This window comes from Paenibacillus sp. FSL K6-1566, assembly GCF_038050475.1.
In the GTDB taxonomy this organism is placed as follows: Bacteria; Bacillota; Bacilli; order Paenibacillales; family Paenibacillaceae; genus Paenibacillus_AQ; species Paenibacillus_AQ lactis.
This window is the reverse complement of record NZ_JBBOSR010000001.1, coordinates 1284300-1302868: the sequence shown is the minus strand read 5'-3', so window position 1 is coordinate 1302868 and position 18569 is coordinate 1284300. Positions and strand designations below refer to the sequence as shown.

At 54.0% G+C, this 18569-nt stretch carries 17 protein-coding genes; 3 read left to right on the top strand and 14 right to left on the bottom strand.

Annotated features, from left to right (window positions below; genetic code table 11):
- Nucleotides 1-109: 109 nt before the first annotated feature.
- From NST08_RS05570 to NST08_RS05540, 7 genes are all read right to left on the bottom strand, one after another.
- Nucleotides 110-1222, bottom strand: coding sequence for an SGNH/GDSL hydrolase family protein (locus NST08_RS05570; protein ID WP_144868957.1), 1113 nt, complete (start codon nt 1220-1222; stop codon nt 110-112).
- Nucleotides 1223-1227: 5 nt separating this feature from the next.
- Nucleotides 1228-2643 (bottom strand): radical SAM protein, encoded by a 1416-nt coding sequence (locus NST08_RS05565; protein ID WP_007131202.1) that lies wholly within the window; start codon nt 2641-2643, stop codon nt 1228-1230.
- A 23-nt stretch (nt 2644-2666) separates the two neighbouring features.
- Nucleotides 2667-3455: a prolipoprotein diacylglyceryl transferase gene (locus tag NST08_RS05560; protein ID WP_007131201.1), complete on the bottom strand. Its 789-nt coding sequence runs from the start codon at nt 3453-3455 to the stop codon at nt 2667-2669.
- 45 nt (nt 3456-3500) lie between these two features.
- Nucleotides 3501-3764: a B-box zinc finger protein gene (locus NST08_RS05555; protein ID WP_028405444.1), complete on the bottom strand. Its 264-nt coding sequence runs from the start codon at nt 3762-3764 to the stop codon at nt 3501-3503.
- Between the two features lie 241 nt (nt 3765-4005).
- Nucleotides 4006-4611 carry a DUF2087 domain-containing protein gene (locus NST08_RS05550; RefSeq protein WP_144868960.1) on the bottom strand — a complete coding sequence of 202 codons (606 nt, stop codon included), beginning with the start codon at nt 4609-4611 and terminating at the stop codon, nt 4006-4008.
- Between the two features lie 281 nt (nt 4612-4892).
- Nucleotides 4893-5081 carry a hypothetical protein gene (locus tag NST08_RS05545; RefSeq protein WP_144868963.1) on the bottom strand — a complete coding sequence of 63 codons (189 nt, stop codon included), beginning with the start codon at nt 5079-5081 and terminating at the stop codon, nt 4893-4895.
- Nucleotides 5082-5491: 410 nt separating this feature from the next.
- The gene (locus tag NST08_RS05540) at nt 5492-5737 is read right to left on the bottom strand and encodes a PepSY domain-containing protein (protein WP_144868966.1); all 246 of its coding nucleotides are present in this window, start codon (nt 5735-5737) and stop codon (nt 5492-5494) included.
- Nucleotides 5738-5980: 243 nt separating this feature from the next.
- Between NST08_RS05540 and NST08_RS05535 the strand changes: the two genes are divergently transcribed.
- Nucleotides 5981-6712, top strand: coding sequence for a class I SAM-dependent DNA methyltransferase (locus tag NST08_RS05535; protein WP_210095369.1), 732 nt, complete (start codon nt 5981-5983; stop codon nt 6710-6712).
- A gap of 389 nt (nt 6713-7101) precedes the next feature.
- On the opposite strand, the gene NST08_RS05530 is transcribed toward NST08_RS05535, so the two are convergent.
- From NST08_RS05530 to NST08_RS05520, 3 genes are all read right to left on the bottom strand, one after another.
- Nucleotides 7102-8328, bottom strand: a complete 1227-nt coding sequence (locus tag NST08_RS05530) for an RtcB family protein (RefSeq protein WP_210095368.1) — start codon at nt 8326-8328, stop codon at nt 7102-7104.
- 315 nt (nt 8329-8643) lie between these two features.
- Nucleotides 8644-10248 carry a limonene hydroxylase gene (locus NST08_RS05525; RefSeq protein ID WP_245256135.1) on the bottom strand — a complete coding sequence of 535 codons (1605 nt, stop codon included), beginning with the start codon at nt 10246-10248 and terminating at the stop codon, nt 8644-8646.
- Nucleotides 10223-11041: a nucleotidyltransferase domain-containing protein gene (locus NST08_RS05520; protein WP_007131193.1), complete on the bottom strand. Its 819-nt coding sequence runs from the start codon at nt 11039-11041 to the stop codon at nt 10223-10225. Before NST08_RS05520 ends, NST08_RS05525 begins: the two co-directional genes overlap by 26 nt.
- A gap of 1267 nt (nt 11042-12308) precedes the next feature.
- On the opposite strand from NST08_RS05520, the gene NST08_RS05515 reads away from it, so the two are divergent.
- A complete protein-coding gene (locus NST08_RS05515) occupies nt 12309-13616 on the top strand; it encodes a WYL domain-containing protein (protein WP_007131192.1) in 1308 nt (435 codons plus the stop codon).
- On the top strand, nt 13603-14433 hold the full coding sequence (locus tag NST08_RS05510) for a WYL domain-containing protein (RefSeq protein WP_007131191.1): 831 nt from the start codon (nt 13603-13605) through the stop codon (nt 14431-14433). The genes NST08_RS05515 and NST08_RS05510 overlap by 14 nt, the downstream gene beginning before the upstream one ends.
- 433 nt (nt 14434-14866) lie before the next feature.
- Here the strand turns inward: NST08_RS05510 and NST08_RS05505 are convergent, their stop codons facing one another.
- The 4 genes from NST08_RS05505 to NST08_RS05490 form a co-directional block, all read right to left on the bottom strand.
- Entirely contained in the window at nt 14867-15622 is a 756-nt protein-coding gene (locus NST08_RS05505; RefSeq protein WP_138919345.1) for a hypothetical protein, read from the bottom strand.
- Between the two features lie 197 nt (nt 15623-15819).
- Nucleotides 15820-16380: a sugar O-acetyltransferase gene (locus NST08_RS05500; RefSeq protein ID WP_007131188.1), complete on the bottom strand. Its 561-nt coding sequence runs from the start codon at nt 16378-16380 to the stop codon at nt 15820-15822.
- 392 nt (nt 16381-16772) lie between these two features.
- Nucleotides 16773-17321: a hypothetical protein gene (locus tag NST08_RS05495; RefSeq protein ID WP_007131186.1), complete on the bottom strand. Its 549-nt coding sequence runs from the start codon at nt 17319-17321 to the stop codon at nt 16773-16775.
- 49 nt (nt 17322-17370) lie between these two features.
- Nucleotides 17371-18045 carry a uracil-DNA glycosylase gene (locus NST08_RS05490; RefSeq protein WP_007131185.1) on the bottom strand — a complete coding sequence of 225 codons (675 nt, stop codon included), beginning with the start codon at nt 18043-18045 and terminating at the stop codon, nt 17371-17373.
- Between the last annotated feature and the right edge of the window lie 524 nt (nt 18046-18569).

Genomic DNA, 18569 nt, shown 5'->3' with positions numbered 1-18569 from the left:
AAGCAAAATAAAAACGGCGCAGGAATGACTCCCGTGCCGTCTTGTTTCCCGCCGCTATTCGGCGGTAAATGATTGAACGAATCGGCCATTACCAGCCGGATGCTTGGTATTACCGGCTCGTCGCTTGCCGAATAACCGGCAGCAGACCGTCTGCGATCCGCTGAAAGCCCAGATCCGTCGGATGAACGCCGTCCACCATCGCCTCGCCCGGATCGTCGCCGAGCAGATCCGACCCGTCCACGAACACAATATGCCGGTCCCCGGCCTTATTCCGCTCCGCGACAAGCTCCGACTGGAACTTCAGCCTGGCGAGCCGCCCTTCCCGGATCTCCGGCTTGAAGGACTCCGCTCCATGCGGAATCCGCGATACGAGAATGATCGGCACATCCGGATGGGCTTCCCGGTACGTCTTGATGAAGCCCGGCAAGGTATGCCGGTATTCCTCGGTTCCTCCACAGTTCGCTTCATAATCGATAACGAAGCATGCCGGATCCGAAATCTGCGAGGCGAGCATTGCCAGCTCCGGCTCGCCTTTTCCGTTGCCGGAAAAGCCGAGGTTTATAAACTCCAGATGGATATGCCTGCTAAGGATATTCGGATAGGACATGCCGGGCCGTGACGCACACCCGCCCTGGGTGATGGAAGTGCCGTACAGGATCACCTTTTTGCTTGAATCATACGGTTCTGGTGCCCACACCTTCGCACCTGGTTCCAATCCGATCCATAGCTCTCGTACGCCCTGATATAGCGGCATGTTCAACATGAAGGAGCGCTCCTCGGCGTCCTCGCAGGTGAACAGGCTGCTCTCGTATTCTTCCTGACCGGGCTTGAAGCTTGCCGTTCCCGCGTGAATCCAATGCCCGGGGCCTCCGATATAGGCATCCATGCCGCACTCCCCGGTCGGCGGCATATGGTACATGCCGGAGCCTGACGTTAAGCGGACGCGAACCGATACGGTGCGCGAATCGGTTCGGAACCGGATCTGGCCTCCCGAGGTGCAGTTCGACAAAGCATCCACTTCCGGGCGGACCGGTACATCCGGCACCGCCGGCAATCTCCGGTACAGGCGCTCGGCCTGAAACCAGCCGAATCCGGCTACGAGAAACGGGGCCTCCAGCGGGGAATGCCACTGCAGGCGGTCCGAGAGCGGGCTGCCGATGCTCATATTGCGGTCCAATTGATACAGAGGGCTGGATGTTAGCTTCTCGCTATCACTTCCCATGTTGTTTACCCCCTGTCCCAGGCGGTGACCAGCTCTTCTTTGCGTTCCTTCAGCAGCTCTTCCTTATCGTCCCGATAGAACAGATTATAGGTATCGAACGGGATCATCCGCCCGTCAGGATGGACGATGTGAACGCATGATTTTTTGACCGAGCGGACATCGAAGTTATGGGCATCGAGGAACTGCATGATAATGACGCGGAACACATTATCATAGGTAATTTGCTCCGGCACAGCCGCCAAAGGAAGGCAGCAAAGCAGGCTCTTCAAGGACAGCGCCGAGGACTGCGGGGAATGTCCGGTAGAGAGCAGCTCGAACATTTTGCCGCGAATGACCGGATCCTGCTCAAATACGATCGTATTGCTGTCGCCCTCAAGCAGAATGTTCGGATCGATCATGCCTGTCAGAGGCAGCACCTCCCCGCCCAGCTTGAGCGCATAGCCCATCGCCAGGCAATCCGGGTGGCAAGGCACCGGCAGAATGTCGGCCTCCTGGAACACTCCGGACTGATCGATGATCATCCTGCGCACTTCGCTAACCGTAAGCCGATCCGTCGACGGGTCATAGCCTTCCAGACGACCTGCCGCCTGAATCGGCTGAATCGTCACGCCTCGCACCGCCCGCTGCTTCATCCCATACTGGATAATGTCGCCGATCTCGCCGTCATTGAGCCCTTTCTTCAGCGTAACCACGAGCGTAGTGGAGATATTAAATTCATTTAAGCGATCGATGGCCTGCTGGCGGATACGTCTCAGATCGGCCCCTCTCAGCTCCTTCAATACATGGGCTTCAAAGCTGTCGAACTGCAAATAGATCTCGAATCCGGGCATATATTCCGACAACCGCCGGGCAAAATCGGCATCTTGAGCAATACGGATGCCGTTGGTGTTCACCATGATGTGTTTGATAGGACGGCTCTTGCACATATCCAGGATTTCGAAGAAATTCGGGTGCGTCGTCGGTTCCCCGCCGCTGATCTGCACGATATCCGGCTCGCCTTCGTTCTCGACGATCCGGTCGAGCATGAACTCGATCTGTTCAAGCGACCGGTAAGAGGTACGGTGCGGCGATGATTCCGCGAAGCAGATCGGACACTGCAGATTGCAGTGGTCCGTAATCTCGAGGAGGGTCAAGCAGCTGTGCTGCTCATGATCGGGGCATAGACCGCAGTCGTAGGGACAGCCGTAACGTATCGGCGTGTTCCACTTAAGCGGCATTTCGGAGGGCTTAATAAACTTCCGGGTCTGGTGATAGTAATCGACCTCCGTTGAGATCAGCACTTTCTCCGGGCCGTGAACAAGGCAGCGCTTGACCATATAGATCTTGCCGTTCTCCTCAATGATTTTGGCTTCGACTTTACGGTAACAGGTCGTGCAAATGCTATTCGTCAGTTCATGATACAGATAAGGCCGGTTCGGCATAATGTAACGCTCCTTTATCTTGATCAGCTTGGAAGATGGGACTCCGGGATCGATCGGCGAAGCTTGCTCTTGCCGCCGATGAGCCAGGCGTAGTAGATCAGGCCGGCAATGCAGGCCAGCTGGATATTGTTCAGCCCCAGGTAGGGGTGAGGCGTCGGCTTGATCCATTCGACCCCTAAACGGAACAGCAGGTACCCGGCCATGAACCATTGGAACATCCGGCCCGATACATAACCTTCACCGGGGGATTGGCTGCGGCTCTGACGGTACAGCGGGATAAGCAGCAGTGCCAGGACGATCAGAAAAACAATCTCATACAGCTGAGTCGGATGGCGAAGGACTCCATCGCCGAAATCCACGCCCGTCACCCAGGACGTCGCCGTGCCGTACGTATGGTCGTCCAGACCGGTCAGAAAGCAGCCGATCCGTCCCAGCCCCATGCCCAGGATAAGCGGGTATACGAAATCATCGCCGGTAGAATGCTTCCAGCCCACCCAGCGTTTCGTCAGCTCCACCCCGATTAGGCCCCCTAGGAGACCCCCAACAATCGTTTTCCCGCCCCACAGCAAATGGAGCTGGCTCAGCTGCTCCCACGTGGCGGCCGGATCCTCCAGCCAAAACAGCAGCTTGGACCCTATGGCCGCGCCCGCGATCGTCCCTGCCAAAATTTGCAGGCTCATCAGCTTGGACATGCCGCTGGGCCGCCGGGTCCACAAATAGACGCGAAAGCCGATAAAGTAGGCCAGTGCTTCAAACAGCACATGCGGATGAATCCGCCAGGAACCTAGGTATATATAAACGGGAAATTCCATCTGCCCACTCCTTGATTTACAAACTTAACGCATAAGATTCATTGCCTAATAGGAAAACAGCATGGCGCCGCAAATCGCAAGCAGCAGCACCGCCAATCCGCCGAGAATGGCAAGCAGGGACACAATGACGCTCCAAAACGCGCTCTTGGGCCGGGGCGGCGTATGCGGAGCATAGCCGATCTCGCCGCAGCGGTAGCGGCAGCAGCCGGTGTCCAGGTTATAGCAGTCCTTGCAGATCGGTTTCCCGCAGCGCCTGCATTGACCGATGGCCGGCGCTTCAGGATGGTTCATGCAGCGGTAAACGTCCATCCTTTCACCTCACTTGGAATTTCTATCCTTGTATTTTCTTATTGTAACCGCTGCCGGGTCGGTTGGCTACGGTTCGGTATCGGGAGCGTCTGCGAATGCGGACCGGACATAAGGAAAGCAAGCCCTTGGACCAGCATTCTAAAAAGGTCCGAGGGCTTGCCATCCGCTCTTTTCATTGTTATATATCAAAACGGATTCCATGCATGGAATGGAGTGCTAAGGTGCAAGCTGCGCGCTGTTTTTACTTTAAATCCTCCCACCGGGCCCACATCTCCTGCGGGTTCAGCTCGTACACGCCATTGTCCCGGTACATGAAGTGGTGCATGATGAATTCCCGGCGAATCGTCGCAAAGTCCTCATGGAATCCGGCGATGAACTCGTTGATCTCCTTCTCGCTGTACTTTCGTCCATTTTCCAGCATGGATACGATATGCGTCAGCACGATGAGCTTCTTCTTCAGCTGTGCCGGAATGCTCTTCAGCTTCCCGTCTTGTGTGAAGAAGTTCTTGATCACCGATTCCCGCAGCTGCTGATCCGCATCCGGAATGCGCTCGGCTGTATGCTCCGGGTTCACGCGCTGGTAGATTAAATTCTCCGTTGCCGACGCGCTGTTCTTAATGAAATAATGATTGAGCGAAAAATAAATCGTGTTCTTGTCCCGGCGCTCTTTAATGAGGCTCGCTTCCCGCAGCTTGGCGGCATGATGCGTAATCGTTGCCGGCGTAACGCCGAGCTTCTCCGCAAGGACCTGCCCGTTCAATTCCCCTTCGGCGAGCAGGATGAGGATTTTAATCCGCGTTGGATCCGCAAGTGCTTTGTGATAGTTGACCACTTTATCCAGTTGCATTGTCCGGGTCCCTCCAATCCGTTAGTTTAATCATCGTCTAATTTAATATTCATCTAATTAAATATTAAACCAACGGCAGGGAAAAGTAAACCAGCATGGGCACGACGTACGTACACCTCAGCTCGCTTACCATTGGTCTGCTGGAGGTCTACACCATCGGCAGCGTTATCCTGTCAAAATGAAAAGACCATCCCCTTGAATAAGGAATGGACTTTTTGATGGATGCCTCTTATTAGAAAGGCGGCTCACTCCCGCCATCCGGCGCCTTGCACCGACCCCCTCTAGATTACGGGAGCGTCCACCCTGGCCGGGTCGGCGTTCTGGCATCGCTTGCATACCTTCAGCGCCGTGCCGTCCGATTTGTTCGCGGTATAGAGCAGCTTGATGCGCTTCGTGCTGCATACCGGACATGTGCCGCGGCCCCGGGAAGGCGTGTTCCACAGGGCTCGGCCCCGTTTCGTTTTAGCCATGTTTCATATCTCCTTTAGTTTGATATCTCTCTCTTGTTTCAGCGAACCTGTACACGAGCAGCTCCCTTGATGCGTTTATCCCATGTTATGAGAATCCACATCCTTAGGGACACAAGCCGCTATGCATGTTCAACTCCATTATAGAGGCCAGCTTGATGCAAAATATAGGGAATAAACGCCTCTAAACCTTTTTTACATATATCGCTTCGAGGTTCGAGCTTCACCTAATCTTGATATCGAATGTATGCGGCAAGCTTCGGGGATATGGATATCCGGAATTTTGCTGTCCCGCTGTAAATCATGAACATGACAGGCGGGGATGCCTTTGCATCTCCATGATAAAAAACCGAGCGAAACGATGGTTTTCCCACGTCTCACTCGGTTCGTTGTTTCTATAAACCCGACCCGCCTTAATCTTCGTCGTCTTCTTCCTCGATCTTCAAGATTCTTCCTGACTTCGCGAGTACCTCGACTTCGAATAGCCTGTTCTCGGATGTCAGGATAAATACTTCGTATACCAACACGCCGTGCTCCAGCTCCATATCGACATGCACAATTCGCCCCGGAACGCGGGCCAGTGCTATTTCTTGGGCTTGCTGCATTGAAACTCTCTGCCTAGTCATGGGTCCCGGGACATGATAGTAATTTCCGTACATCGATCAATAACTCCCCTCATCATAAGATCCGCTCCTGTACCATATGAAAAAGGCCGGTTGTTGGTGCGTCTTCATCTACCGGATGTCATTTCATTTTCCCTCTACCTTGAGGACTCCTTGCAGCACGGCACGGTGAATTAGCGCCATGATCATGCCTTTCTCTGTACCCATAGCTTCCAGCTCCGCTTATGTGGTAAAGTACACGATGGTAGGATTTAGGACATTATCCGAGGGAGGGACCTAATGCGCAATCACGGAACTGATTTTTATGACAACGACGCTAACTTTGAGAAGTATATGCAGCGCCGGCAATGGCAGGAGAACGCTAACGATACCTTAGAGAAGCCCGTCATTATGGAGCTGCTCGGGGATATTTCGGATCGTCATATACTGGATCTGGGGTGCGGGGATGCGGGATTTGGCGTGGAATTGTTGAAAAAAGGTTGTGCAGCCTACGTGGGAATCGAGGGTTCCCGCAAAATGACGGATGCCTCTACGAGCAACCTAACGGCATACAACAACGGGACCGTTCTGCACATGAGGATGGAGGAATATACGTATCCGCGGGATACCTATAATGTGGTAATCTCCAGACTCGCCATTCATTATCTGCAACATATCGAGAGCGTCTTTCGAGGCATTCATCAGACCCTTAAGCCCGGCGGAAAATTCATCTTCTCCATTGAGCATCCGGTCATTACCTCTACCCTTCAGCCGTCCGGGATCAGAACGAATTGGGTCGTGGACAACTACTTCATCGAGGGGTACCGGGAGCAGCAGTGGCTTGGGGGAACGGTCCATAAATATCATCGCACGGTGGAGGATTATTTTATGGCACTTACGGGAGCAGGCTTTCGCGTAGCGTCTCTTCGCGAGTCGAGGCCGGTTCGGGAGCATTTCCTAACCGAGGAGACGTATGAACGCCGGCGGCGGATTCCGCTGTTTTTGTTCTTGGAGGGGGTTAAGAACGGGTAGGGCTTCATTGCGTTGATGACCACGAAAAGTCTGGCATTAGATGTTCAATCATGTGTTCCAATGAACGACTCAGGACTTCATTCGTCCTATGATAATCCGTGAAATAATAACGGCCGTTTCCTTGGTGATATTCCAGGAAACGGCCGCAATTCAATGCTGTTCAATTCATTCATTTCATATTTATTCATTTCAATGCAATACAATAAAATAAAATGCAATGCGATATAATACATTGCGATACATGTAGTACGATACATGCAATACGATACATAATACGGATACATGCAGCACGGTACATGCAATACGGCACAATGCAATGCAATGCAAAGCAACGTAATCCAATGTAATCCAATGTAATCCATGTAAGTCCGATGATACCAGTATACGCGTTAATCCTTGTACGGATCGAATTCATCTGCACCCGCCATGCAGACGCCGATCGGCTTCAGCACATGCAGTACCTCAATCGTCCCGGCGTGCGCATCCAGAACGTCCTGGAGCTTGCGGTACACAAACGGGCTTTCGTCCGTACCGGCGCCGCGCAGCTCCACGCCAAATTCCTTAACTGCCGACAGCATCTGTGCTGTCGAGATTTGTCCGCCGCTGCGGGTCCGGGTCTTCCAGTTCATTCGGCCGGCCGCCTGCGTCCGGCTCATGATGCGTCCTGCCCCATGTACGGTGCTGTAGCAAGCGTCCCGGTTTTCCTCCGAATCCTTGCCCCGAACGATCACGGATATATCACCCATGCTGCCGCCGATAAACCCGGTCTGCCCCGGTGCCGACGGCGTGGCTCCCTTCCGCACGACAATGGCTTCTCTCCCGTCATGCGTCTCCTTCCAAGCATAATTGTGATGATTATGCACCTCGAAGTCGGCTTCGGCCCCGAGCATCGACAGCACCTGCCCGATGACGTAATCCCGTCCGGCATAGGCGTAACGGCCCACAAGCTTCATCGCCCGATAATACATATCGCCAAGCTCGCTGTCCAGGTCGAACAGCACCGGCGGTTGGTCCATCGATTCCCCCGGGGCATTTGCCAGAAAATCGCGTCCGGCACTCAGATTGAGGAAGCCGCTCGCCGTTTTATGTCCAAAGCCCCGGCTGCCGAAGTGATTGGCGACCCACAGCCGTCCCGTCTCCTGCTCCTCAAACAGATCGACGAAATGGTTGCCGCTGCCGACCGTGCCAAGCTGGCTCCGGGCCAGCGCCAGCAGCTTGTCGTGCTCCTTCTTCCCGATCGAGCGGTACACGTCCCAGTCCGGATCATCAAACAGCTCATGATCGACCCGTGTGTTGTTGACGCGCCCGATCCCGAAGGAAATGCTGCGCGCGATGTCGTCCATTATGCGTCCCAGCACTGGCTTGATGTCCTTCGCATGCAGGTTCGTCCGTACCGCCTTGTTCCCGCAGGCAATATCGTAGCCTACGCCGGAGGGTGAGATCTGGCCGTCGTATACAACGACGCCTCCGATCGGCTGACTGTACCCTTTATGATGGTCGGCCATGAGCAAGGTCCGGATGACATTGCCGGTTTCGGCGCATCTGCGCGCTTGGGCCACCGCGCTTTCATCCGGCTTTCCCCACACCCGTACACCGTCGATGTTTTGATATCCCATTTTCCGTTCACTCCAGTTTCTTAAAAAATGAAAGCCTTCTGTACTAATGCTTCTCCCCAAGGTTACACGTATGATTGCTCGTTAAGCGTATTTTTCTAAGCGTTTTTTAGGGGCCGTCTCCTAAGAGTGACCTGAGGAGTTCTCTTCAAAAGTTCTCCTCATTCTCAAGAGTCCTCCTTAGGAGTTTTTTCCTTGGGAGTTCCTTGGGAGTTCCTTGGGAGGTTCCTTAGGAGTTCTTCCAAGGCGTTTTTCTTGGAGCCAGCCTCAAGCGTTCTTTTCATGACCCCACCTTAAGAGCTCCCATAAACAACTTACTTATGCTTCTCCCTGCGTTGCCTGTTTGTTTGAAATTCCAATCTCCTCCAAAAGGGAGCGAATGCGTTCCCGGACCGATTCATCCGGGTCAACCGCCAACACCTGAACCAGCACTTCGGACAGCCGTGCTTTCCAAGAAGCTACCGTCCATGCCTCCAGCGCGGTAAGCGCCATATGCCGGTTATTCACCACCGGGCTGTTTAGGCCGGCTGCGATCAGCTCAAGGCCGATCCCTTCATGACGGTCCAGGTTCTGAAGGATGCTGCTAAGGCACCGGTGTGCCGCAAATTCCTCGCCGAACCCCATCTCCTCGCCCGGGCCCGAGGCAATCTCCGCGAGCGGCAGCCGCTGCCCGGCGAAGTCGACAAGCTCCCGGATTCGCATGGAATCGTTGGATTTCATCAGCTCCAAATAGTGCGAATCTAGCAGCGGGTTCACCGTAAGCTGAGCAAATAGCTCCTGCCAGATATCAACGCCCAGCCTGCGGGCAGCGGACACCCCGTACCATTGCTCCGTGGGACTTCCGCTCTTGACCGCTCCCATGACGACTTCTTGCCACATCGGCTTCGATAGGATGCGTTCGCAAGTGCCGGCAGCGGCTTGTCTCCGCTCCTCGGTCCATCCCGCGGTTAACCGTTGCACCCAGCCTTCATCCGAAGCGTCCAGATATTCACGGAGCTTCAGAATGACCGTCAGATGCTTCGCCGTCCGCCCCTGCTCCTCCGCGAGCCGCACGTAGTCCGTTACAACCTGCGGGGCGAACTCGTAATCGTCGATATCCTCGGCGGGTCCGCCATGGAGCAGCGCCTGAATGATATCAGTCGCGCCTTCAAACAGCTCGTCATCGACGCGGCTTGCCGAGAGCGCTTCATGAAGCTCGCCGTTCCGTGCGCAAATGCAAGCCAGGTATTCATCCATGATGCTGTTTGGGCAGCCGTAACGAAGCAGCCACGCCCGAATTTCCGGTGTATCGGGCTGCAGCCGTTCGACTGTATGGATTTTTCCCCAGCCATGGACCGTCTGGGCCAATTCAAACAACACGTCATTGCTGTTTTCCATCCCGTTCGTGATCGCTACGGCGGCATACAGTGTAAATTCTTCATGCCTTCCCAGCGTCAGGAGCAGGTCCTTCGCCGCTTCGTTTCGGAACAACCCGAGCACGGCCATGCCGAATTTGACGACATTGCGGTGTGCCCCGCATTCCGCAAACCATTTAGCTTCGTAAAACAGCGGCTCCGGCTCGATGCCGGGAGCTTGCCGAATCTCCTCCAGCACGGCATCGATGCTGCCGCCGATATCCAGCTTCATCAGCTGTTCGTATACGGCCTTACGCTTCAACGCCCCAGGCTTTCTCGTCAGCTTTACCAGCAGGCGGATCAGCTCCCGGACATCCTCCGAAGCGCCGGCTGGTGCCGCATGGTGCCCAAGCGCGCCATCCAATCCTCCGGCCACCCAACGCATTCGGCTTCCCGCCCAGAATTCCTCATCATCCGGCAGGGAGCCGTCCACCGTGCCGCCCTGCTGCCGAATATGATCGTATATAGAGGTCCTCCCCTCCCAAGGCATCCGTTTCGCTTGATTAAACAAAATGACCATCGCACTCATCCTTCTCCCATCCTTCATATACTACCGACCGGAACAGATCGTCAAGCTTCGCATCGATGCCGACTTCGTCCCTTTCGGCCGTCCGCATGTCCTTCGCGATCCGCTCGTATTCGGCTAATTTGGTCTCAATATATTCATTGATCACGGCGATTTTAGGCTCATCTTTCATTTCATCCCCGGCGATTTTGCGGGCGAGCAGCTCCTGAACGGCCGTCTTCAGCCCGCTCCCTTCGGGAATCAATGCATCCGCCAACCGCTGGAACTCCATAGGCGGCATCGCGCCATGCTTCTCGATCCACTCGCAAGCCAGGATCGGACGAAGCACGTAGAAATATTTTTTGATCTTGACGGTATCGCCTTGGAGGTAGGTCCGGTAGTTCCCTCTGGCCATATGCAAGTAATGATGCATGCACGCTCTAGGCGAAAACATCTGCGACGCGTGCTCCCGGATTCGCGAAGCGGCCGAGTAGCATTCCAAATACCGGATTGGCGACTGCAGCCATTCGAGCAGCGGCGGGTTTGATTTGCGGAAGAGACGGAGCGCTTTTTTCAAATCCCACCCGTTGATGTCCAGCCTATCGCTGATCGGTCGTTCAATCACGTCCCGCTTGTCGAATATGGATAAGTACCACTCAACCGGCCGGATATATAGAAAACGCACGTCATAATCGCTGTCCCGGGAAGGAAAGCCCCACGCCCGGCTGCCCGACTCGCACGCATATAGAATCCGGACGCCCTCCTCCCGTTCAATGCGCTTCAGTTCTTCGAGGATCGTTTGCTTGATCTGCGACATGTTGAATTCCTCCTTTGGGGGTCTATTGGTGCGGTCACATCACTTCGGATGCCGGACCGTCGTCGTTGGGACTCTCTGTTCAAGCACGCCTGGCAATAACTTCGTGTGCGAATCGTACCTTTGTTCATCTATCAGCACTCCGCATACGGATCAGTACCTTTGTTCGTCGCCTATCAGCACTCCGCATGCGGATCATGTCTCCAATCTCTGTTGTCCTCTAATTTTTGGAATGATCTTCACAGTTGTTAAAATTAGAGGACAAAGGAGAACGCTGACGCTTTTCCGACCTGATTCCGCCTGCTCCGTTGAAGCAGGTTTTGAGAGCTAACTCACGTAGTACAACTCACTCGTGCGCTGGCAGCGCTCGCTCGCGCTCCGAAGGCCCCTTTTAGGGACTTGCTCGCCCCGGCAGGGCTCGTTTGCGCTCCACATGTCCCTTTTGGGGACTTGCTCGCCCCGGCAGGGCTCGTTCACGCTCCACAAGTCCCTTTTGGGGACTTGCTCGCCACTGCCCGGCTCGTTTGCGCTCCACAAGTCCCTTTTGAGGACTTGCTCGCCCCGGCAGGGCTCGTTCACGCTCCACAAGTCCCTTTTGAGGACTTGCTCGCCACTGCCCGGCTCGTTTGCGCTCCACAAGTCCCTTTTGAGGACTTGCTCGCCACTGCCCGGCTCGTTTGCGCTCCACATGTCCCTTTTGGGGACTTGCTCGCCACTTCCGGGCTCGTTTGCGCTCCACATGTCCCTTTTGAGGACTTGCTCGCCACTGCCCGGCTCGTTTGGGCTCCACAAGTCCCTTTTGAGGACTTGCTCGCCACTGCCAGGCTCGTTTGCGCTCCACATGTCCCTTTTAGGGACTTGCTCGCCACTGCCCGGCTCGTTTGGGCTCAACATGTCCCTTTTGGGGACTTGCTCGCCCCGGCAGGGCTCGTTTGCGCTCCACATGTCCCTTTTGGGGACTTGCTCGCCACTGCCCGGCTCGTTTGGGCTCCACAAGTCCCTTTTGAGGACTTGCTCGCCACTGTCCTGCTCGTTTGCGCTCCACAAGTCCCTTTTGGGGACTTGCTCGCCACTGCCCGGCTCTTTCACGCTCCACAGGTCCTTTTTAGGGACTCGGTTCTTTGTTGCCTCTATCTTCGCGCATTCCGGGGGTATTGAACATGGCAAAAGTATTACGAAGCGGCAAATCCGGGTTAAAGTTTTCCGTTTCACCGCTTTTCAACCCCTGATACAATAGAGAGATAGCCTGCTTAACGAACGGAGGTTGACCATGGCCAAGGAAAGCTTTGACAAGGAGATCCAGTTTCTGCGCATGCTTGCACTGACGAGCGGCGCCTACAGCCGGCAGCAGTTCGCCGACCGGCTCGGCATTTCCGTACATACCTTTGATAAAACCATCCGGAAGCTGAAGGACATCGTCAGCACCGTGCACCAGCAGCTGCCCATGGAGCAGGGCGCCGAGCTGGCTGATGCCCTCCGGTTCAGCTACTATGAGTCGGCCGATCCGGTACTGCTGTTCCTGTTCCGCGCCAAGTCGGTCAAGGAATCCGAGGGACTCCGGATTTCTTTGCTCCTCAGCGCCATGCGTGATGAGACCTTAACGGTCTCGGAGCTGCTGGACGCCTGCTGCGGCGGAACCCCGGACGGCGTTCCCTACCCGGATGAAAAAACCGTCCGCTCCGATCTGAAATATCTCGAGGAGGTCGGCGTCATTTGCAGGGAGCCCGGTCCCCGGCCTTACCGGTACCGGATCCGCGGCGAGCTGGTCCATGAGCTGTCCGAAGAGGAGCTCCTGGACCTCTATGACTTCGTTGATATCATGGCAAATACGCAGGTGCCATCCGTGCCGGGATACCTGCTCCGCGACGGGCTTAAAAAGCAGCTTCAGCGAAGCGAAGCCATGCCGTTTACCGAAACCTTTTTATACAAGTATCACTATCATTCCCGCATCTTAGACGAAGCGCATCTGTTCACCCTCCTTAAGGCCATCCGTAATCGGCACAAGGTACGCTTTCTGTACTTTTCGCCGAAAACGGAGCTCAGCTATGCGTCTAAAAATACAAACCCGCTGTTCGAGCGGGAATCCAAGGGCAGATGGGAAAAGGTGCTTCCGTTGAAGGTCGTCTACGACCACCAGTACGGCAGATGGTATCTGCTCGCTAATGGCCGGGAAGGCATTCGCAAATATCGAATGGAGGGCATGACTCAAATTGAGGAAGACGCGGCGGTTGACGAGGCATGGTTCGAGGCGAAAATGCAGGAGCTGGAGGAGCGTATCCGGCACAGCTGGCTGATCGATACCGGCCGTCCGGTGACGGTTCGGGCCCGATTTTTCCACCCCGGGGTCTCCGGGCCGAGCTTCGTGAAGGAACGCGTACTGCTGCAAGGACAATGGGGAGAGATCATCGAAGAAGACGAGGTCTCCTTCATATACGAAATTACCGTGAACGGCACAACCGAGATCAAGCCTTGGCTGCGGAGCTTCGGCTCTGCCTGCGAAATTCTGGAGCCGCTGACGCTCCGCCAGGAAATGATCGACGAATGGAAGGAGATCCAGGCTGCCTATGAATCCGTTTGAAAAAATTTTTAACTACCAGATCCTATCCCGTCTCGAGGACTCGGGCACGTTCATGGTGACCTCGCAGGAGCGCAGCTGGCTGAAAACGATGCTGGACCATCCGGCTGCAGCGGATGCCTTCTCCCCTGCCACGCTGGAGAAGCTGCGGGCGATCCTGGAACCCGATGCGGGAATGGAAACCCCGGAGCATCTGCTGGAAAAAGCGAAGGCCGCTGGCAAACCGGTCGTCCACCCGCTGCTGCGGCCATTGCGCCGAGCGATCATGCGCAAGCGCGCGATCAACATCTCCTACGCGATCAAGGGCGGGCGTACCCATAAGGACCAGCCTGGGCTGCCTTATAAGCTGGAGTTCTCCATGGTCAAGCAGGAGTGGTACCTGCTCTGGTATCACCGGAAGAACCGCTCGCTGCTCCGCACCCGGCTGTACAGCATCCTGTCGGTGTCCGAGGAACCGATCGCCGAATCCGATGCGGACCGCATCCTGGAGAGGATTCCGCAACTGCTCGATGCAAGGCGGACGGAAGCCGTCATTGACGTCGTCCCCCGGTATAACGGGGAGCTGTCCCGAATTCTGTACGCTCTCTCCTGCTTCGATAAGGAAGTAACGTATGACGAAGGGCAGGATACCTACAGTGTCCGGCTCTTGGTGCCCGGTGACGAGCAGGAGTATCTGCTATCCAAGCTCCGCTTTCTCGGCCGGCGGGTGCGCATCCGGGAGGGTGCCTATTTACGGCGGCGGATGCTGGAGTCATCCACGAAGGCGCTGGAACGGTACGGCATCGTCTCGGCCTGTAAGGAAGAAGTGCCAAAGGGATAGGAAATTATGTTAGTGAGGTGAATACATGAGGAGCAAACGGTATTTCGTTAATGTATTTGGTAAGATTTTCGCGATGCTGTTGTTGGTTATGGCCCTTGGCTGCTCGGGAACCAGCAAGCAGGATGTGCTAGATTTTCTATCATCCGATTCGAAAGATCAATATAAAATCCATTTATTCTATGAAACTTACTCGGGTCTCGACATGCAGCTTCTTGAATTCATGAACTCCAGCGATGTTCTCTTGAAAGTGATTCAAGGCATTCAGGTATATGATCTCGAGACCCCGACAAACCGAGACATCGCCGACAAAATCGGCCTCGATCGATTTCCTGCGATCATGGTAACGAACGATAAGGAAGTGGTGCTGAAAACTCAGGAGCTGGAGGACATACGAAGCTTTTATTGTTCAGTAACACCAATCCATTGCTCCTATTTAAAGCTTGGATCTTCTTTTCCTAAACAGCATGACTGCGGCTCCGATGATGGCGAATCCGGCAAAAATAACAGCTCCCACAGTATAATATTTCCCATGTGCATGTGTAGAATCAGACGGAAACAGCCTTCCCCCCGCTGAACCAGGAGGGAGCTTCCGGCTTGCTTGATATTGCTGAATCAGTTGATTTCCAAGCGAACGGATATCGATTTCCTGTGCAGTACTCAGTTGGTGTTCACCTGCTTTTTGTATATATTTCTCATTTTGACTAATCCCCAACAGACCAAAGGCTTGATCGTAGATCAGCTTGGTATCCGGAACGGCTGCTGATTGTTGACGGGTATCGACTATCGCCTGAACCGGGCTGATTCCACTCGAAAGCTTGAAGATGCTCCAAGCCCCATTTTCTTTGGTAACGTCTACGTTCCCAACAGGTTTTCCGTTCTCCTCCATAACAAATAAATACCCGCCGTGTTCAAAAATATCATCGTCTGTGTGCTCCCCGTCTGCACTCGAAGACTTCAGAAATTCGGATGAGACGATGTAGTAAGGCTGCCCTTCACCAAGCTGTACATCCTCCGTGTCGGTGATCCCATAATCATCCTTAACCGGACGTAAAGAGCCTGATGTGTAAGTCATAAACTCAGGGTTTACCAGTTCCCGGATTTGCTCAACGGGAGCTACGGATGCCTCAGCCGGACTGATCATAAACAGCGAAAAGATCATCAATAGGACGAAACCAAGCTTCTTTTTCACAGGCAACATCATCCCTCCCCACTTATTCACCGAGAAGCGTCAACATAGAGGCAAATCTGATCGGCTGCTGATTCTATATTAGTACCTCAAGTATATAAAAAGAAACGATATCGCCAATAATATCGCTTCTTTATTTCATCCAGGAGATCCGTCGAAAGCGAAATGTTCCTTATACAATGCGAGGCAGCGACATCTTTTTAAATGTGAATTTCTTTAATCACCTTCGCAGGATTGCCGCCGACAATCATGTTGTCCGGAACATCTTTGGTCACCACGGCTCCTGATGCGATAACCACATTATTGCCAATCGTAACACCCGGATTAATGACGGCGCGTCCGCCAACCCATACATTGTTGCCGATCATAACCGGCTTCCCGTATTCCGGTCCCTTTATCCGTTCATACGGATCCACCGGATGCGTAGCCGTGTAGATGTGAACGCCAGGTCCGAACATACAGTTATCGCCAATCCGTACCTCGCATACATCCAGAATAGTGCAGTCAAAGTTGGCGAAGAAATTTTCACCGACATGAATGTTGTAGCCATAATCGAATCGGATGTTCGGCTCCATCTTCAGGTTATTCCCGGTCGATCCCAGCAGCTCTTTAAGAATCCGCACCCGCAGATTCTCGTCGGCTTCAGTGGTTTGGTTATACATGCGCGTCATCCGTCTGGCATAGGCCTGCTCACGCACCAATTCAGGGTCCCAAGCCTTGTATAGCTCTCCATCGAGCATTTTTTGCTTTTCTGTTTTCATGTGGTACTCCCAATCCTCTCTCATATCAGGTATTTGTTCCGAAATGGTTAGCGTCCGGCGAATATGGCCGAAGAACCCGGGATATCAGCGGTTAATTGCCTACAATCGTTTCTCCACCAGCTGAAGCGAATAGGCCAGGCTTTCGAGGGTCATTGTGATCAGTCCGTACATATAATCCTCCTCCGGATGCTCGAGCAGGGTCAGCTGCGGCATATGCATCTCCGGAATCGATTTCAGGCATTCCTGTTCGTGAAAACAAAAGCCGCCCCATCACCGGCGACTTTCTTATGTATCCATTACCCGGCAGATCTCCAAGGACTTTCCTGCGGAACAGCTAGGAGATGGCAAAATAGCATTTTCAATAGTCTATCTGTCTTTCTACATTCATCATTTCATTCATACAAACGGTACATGGACAGCTCGCTGCTCATAGGTACGGTCATCGCGAAAGCTTCCTTCACATCCCGGCCCTGCTGAATGATCTCATAGAACAGCCGGAGCACGAACATTAGCGCATCGTTGCCGTCCGGATAGTCATCCGGTCCGATGAACATGTTACAGCCACTGGCAAGAAAGGCTTCGGCCAGCGCCGGATCTCCCAGCGTGCAGCCATTCGCGATCACCGTCTTTCCGTCCAGCCTCGCAAATCGCCGGATCTCGTCCGGCCCGAAATCTCCTCTCGGTTCGTTCGGCTCATATACGTCATCGCCGAGCTCCGGCATGATTAGACGGCCTTCATCCCCGTGAAAGCTCAGCAGAATCATATCGGTGCCTTCATATAAATCATCGCCGGACAAGACGTCGATCAGGTCATTCGGCCTGCCGATCCAGTAGGTAAAGACGCGTACCCCAAAATACTCCAATGCCGCTCGCACGGCCTGGGCCTCCATATCACTATCCGGTCCGCATACCAGCGCGACCTGCATGACAGGCTTACTCATTTTCTACATTCCCCCTGTTAACCTAACGATATTTTTGAGCGCAGTGCCCTTATATATTTGGAATCTGCCAATCGATCTCCGGCAGACCCGCCTCACGCAAGAAGCGGTTGGTCCGGGAGAACGGACGGCTTCCGAAAAAACCGCGCATTGCCGAATACGGACTCGGATGCGGTGACCGGATCAGATGATGTTTCGGGTTCGTAATCAGCTCCGCCTTCCGTTGGGCATGGCTCCCCCACAGCAGGAAGACGACCGGCTCCTCCTTCCGATTCAGCGTCTGGATCACCTGATCCGTGAAGGTTTCCCATCCCATCTCCTTGTGCGAATTGGGCGTGCGCGCTCGAACCGTCAGCACCGTGTTCAGCAGGAGCACTCCCTGCTTGGCCCAAGGAACAAGATAACCGTTGTTCGGAATTTCGCAGTTCAGATCATCGTGCAGCTCCTGAAAAATGTTCTGCAGCGACGGCGGCGGCGTCACCCCCGGTTTGACCGAGAAGCTAAGCCCATGGGCCTGCCCGGGTCCGTGATATGGGTCCTGCCCCAGAATGACCACCTTCGTATCGGCAAACGACGTATAATGCAACGCGTTAAAAATATCGTACATATCCGGATAAATCCGTCTCGTCTTATACTCTTCCGCAAGAAATTTGCGCAGCTTCAAATAATAGGGCTTCTCAAACTCCGGCGCCAAATAGTCGGCCCAGTCATTTTTCAATATCGCCACTGTGTATCACCTCGGTTAAACAATGGATGTTGAGTAAGGGGCTTGTCCTAAATTATCCATTTCATGAATATGTCGTATGCGCTTTATAGAACAGTTGAAGGTGCATGCTCCCATTCCTTACTGAATTCCATGCCAAAGTTTCTTACGGACTCCTCATGGACGGTCAGCGTAAAATCCTGATCCGATCCAAAAAATCTTAACCTGTAGCAACCTTCTGGTCCTGTCTCCTCCCAGTCCAGCTGATATAGATGTTTTTCGAACGACATGAACAATCCTTTCGAAGGCATGCTGTGCGGGGGTTCAACGGGAAAGCGTGAAGTGACCTTGATATAGTTCCTGATCGTAATATTGGTCCAGCCAAACTCCAGGTCATATACAAGCTGCCCCGCCTTGCAAAACTTGAACTGAAGCCTACATCCCTCATCCTCACCAGGTATCCGGGATATGAACCTAAATTCAACCCATGTCCCCGGCTCGCGCATATCCTGAAGCACCGCCAAAGGATGACCCCCTTTTGCCAGGCA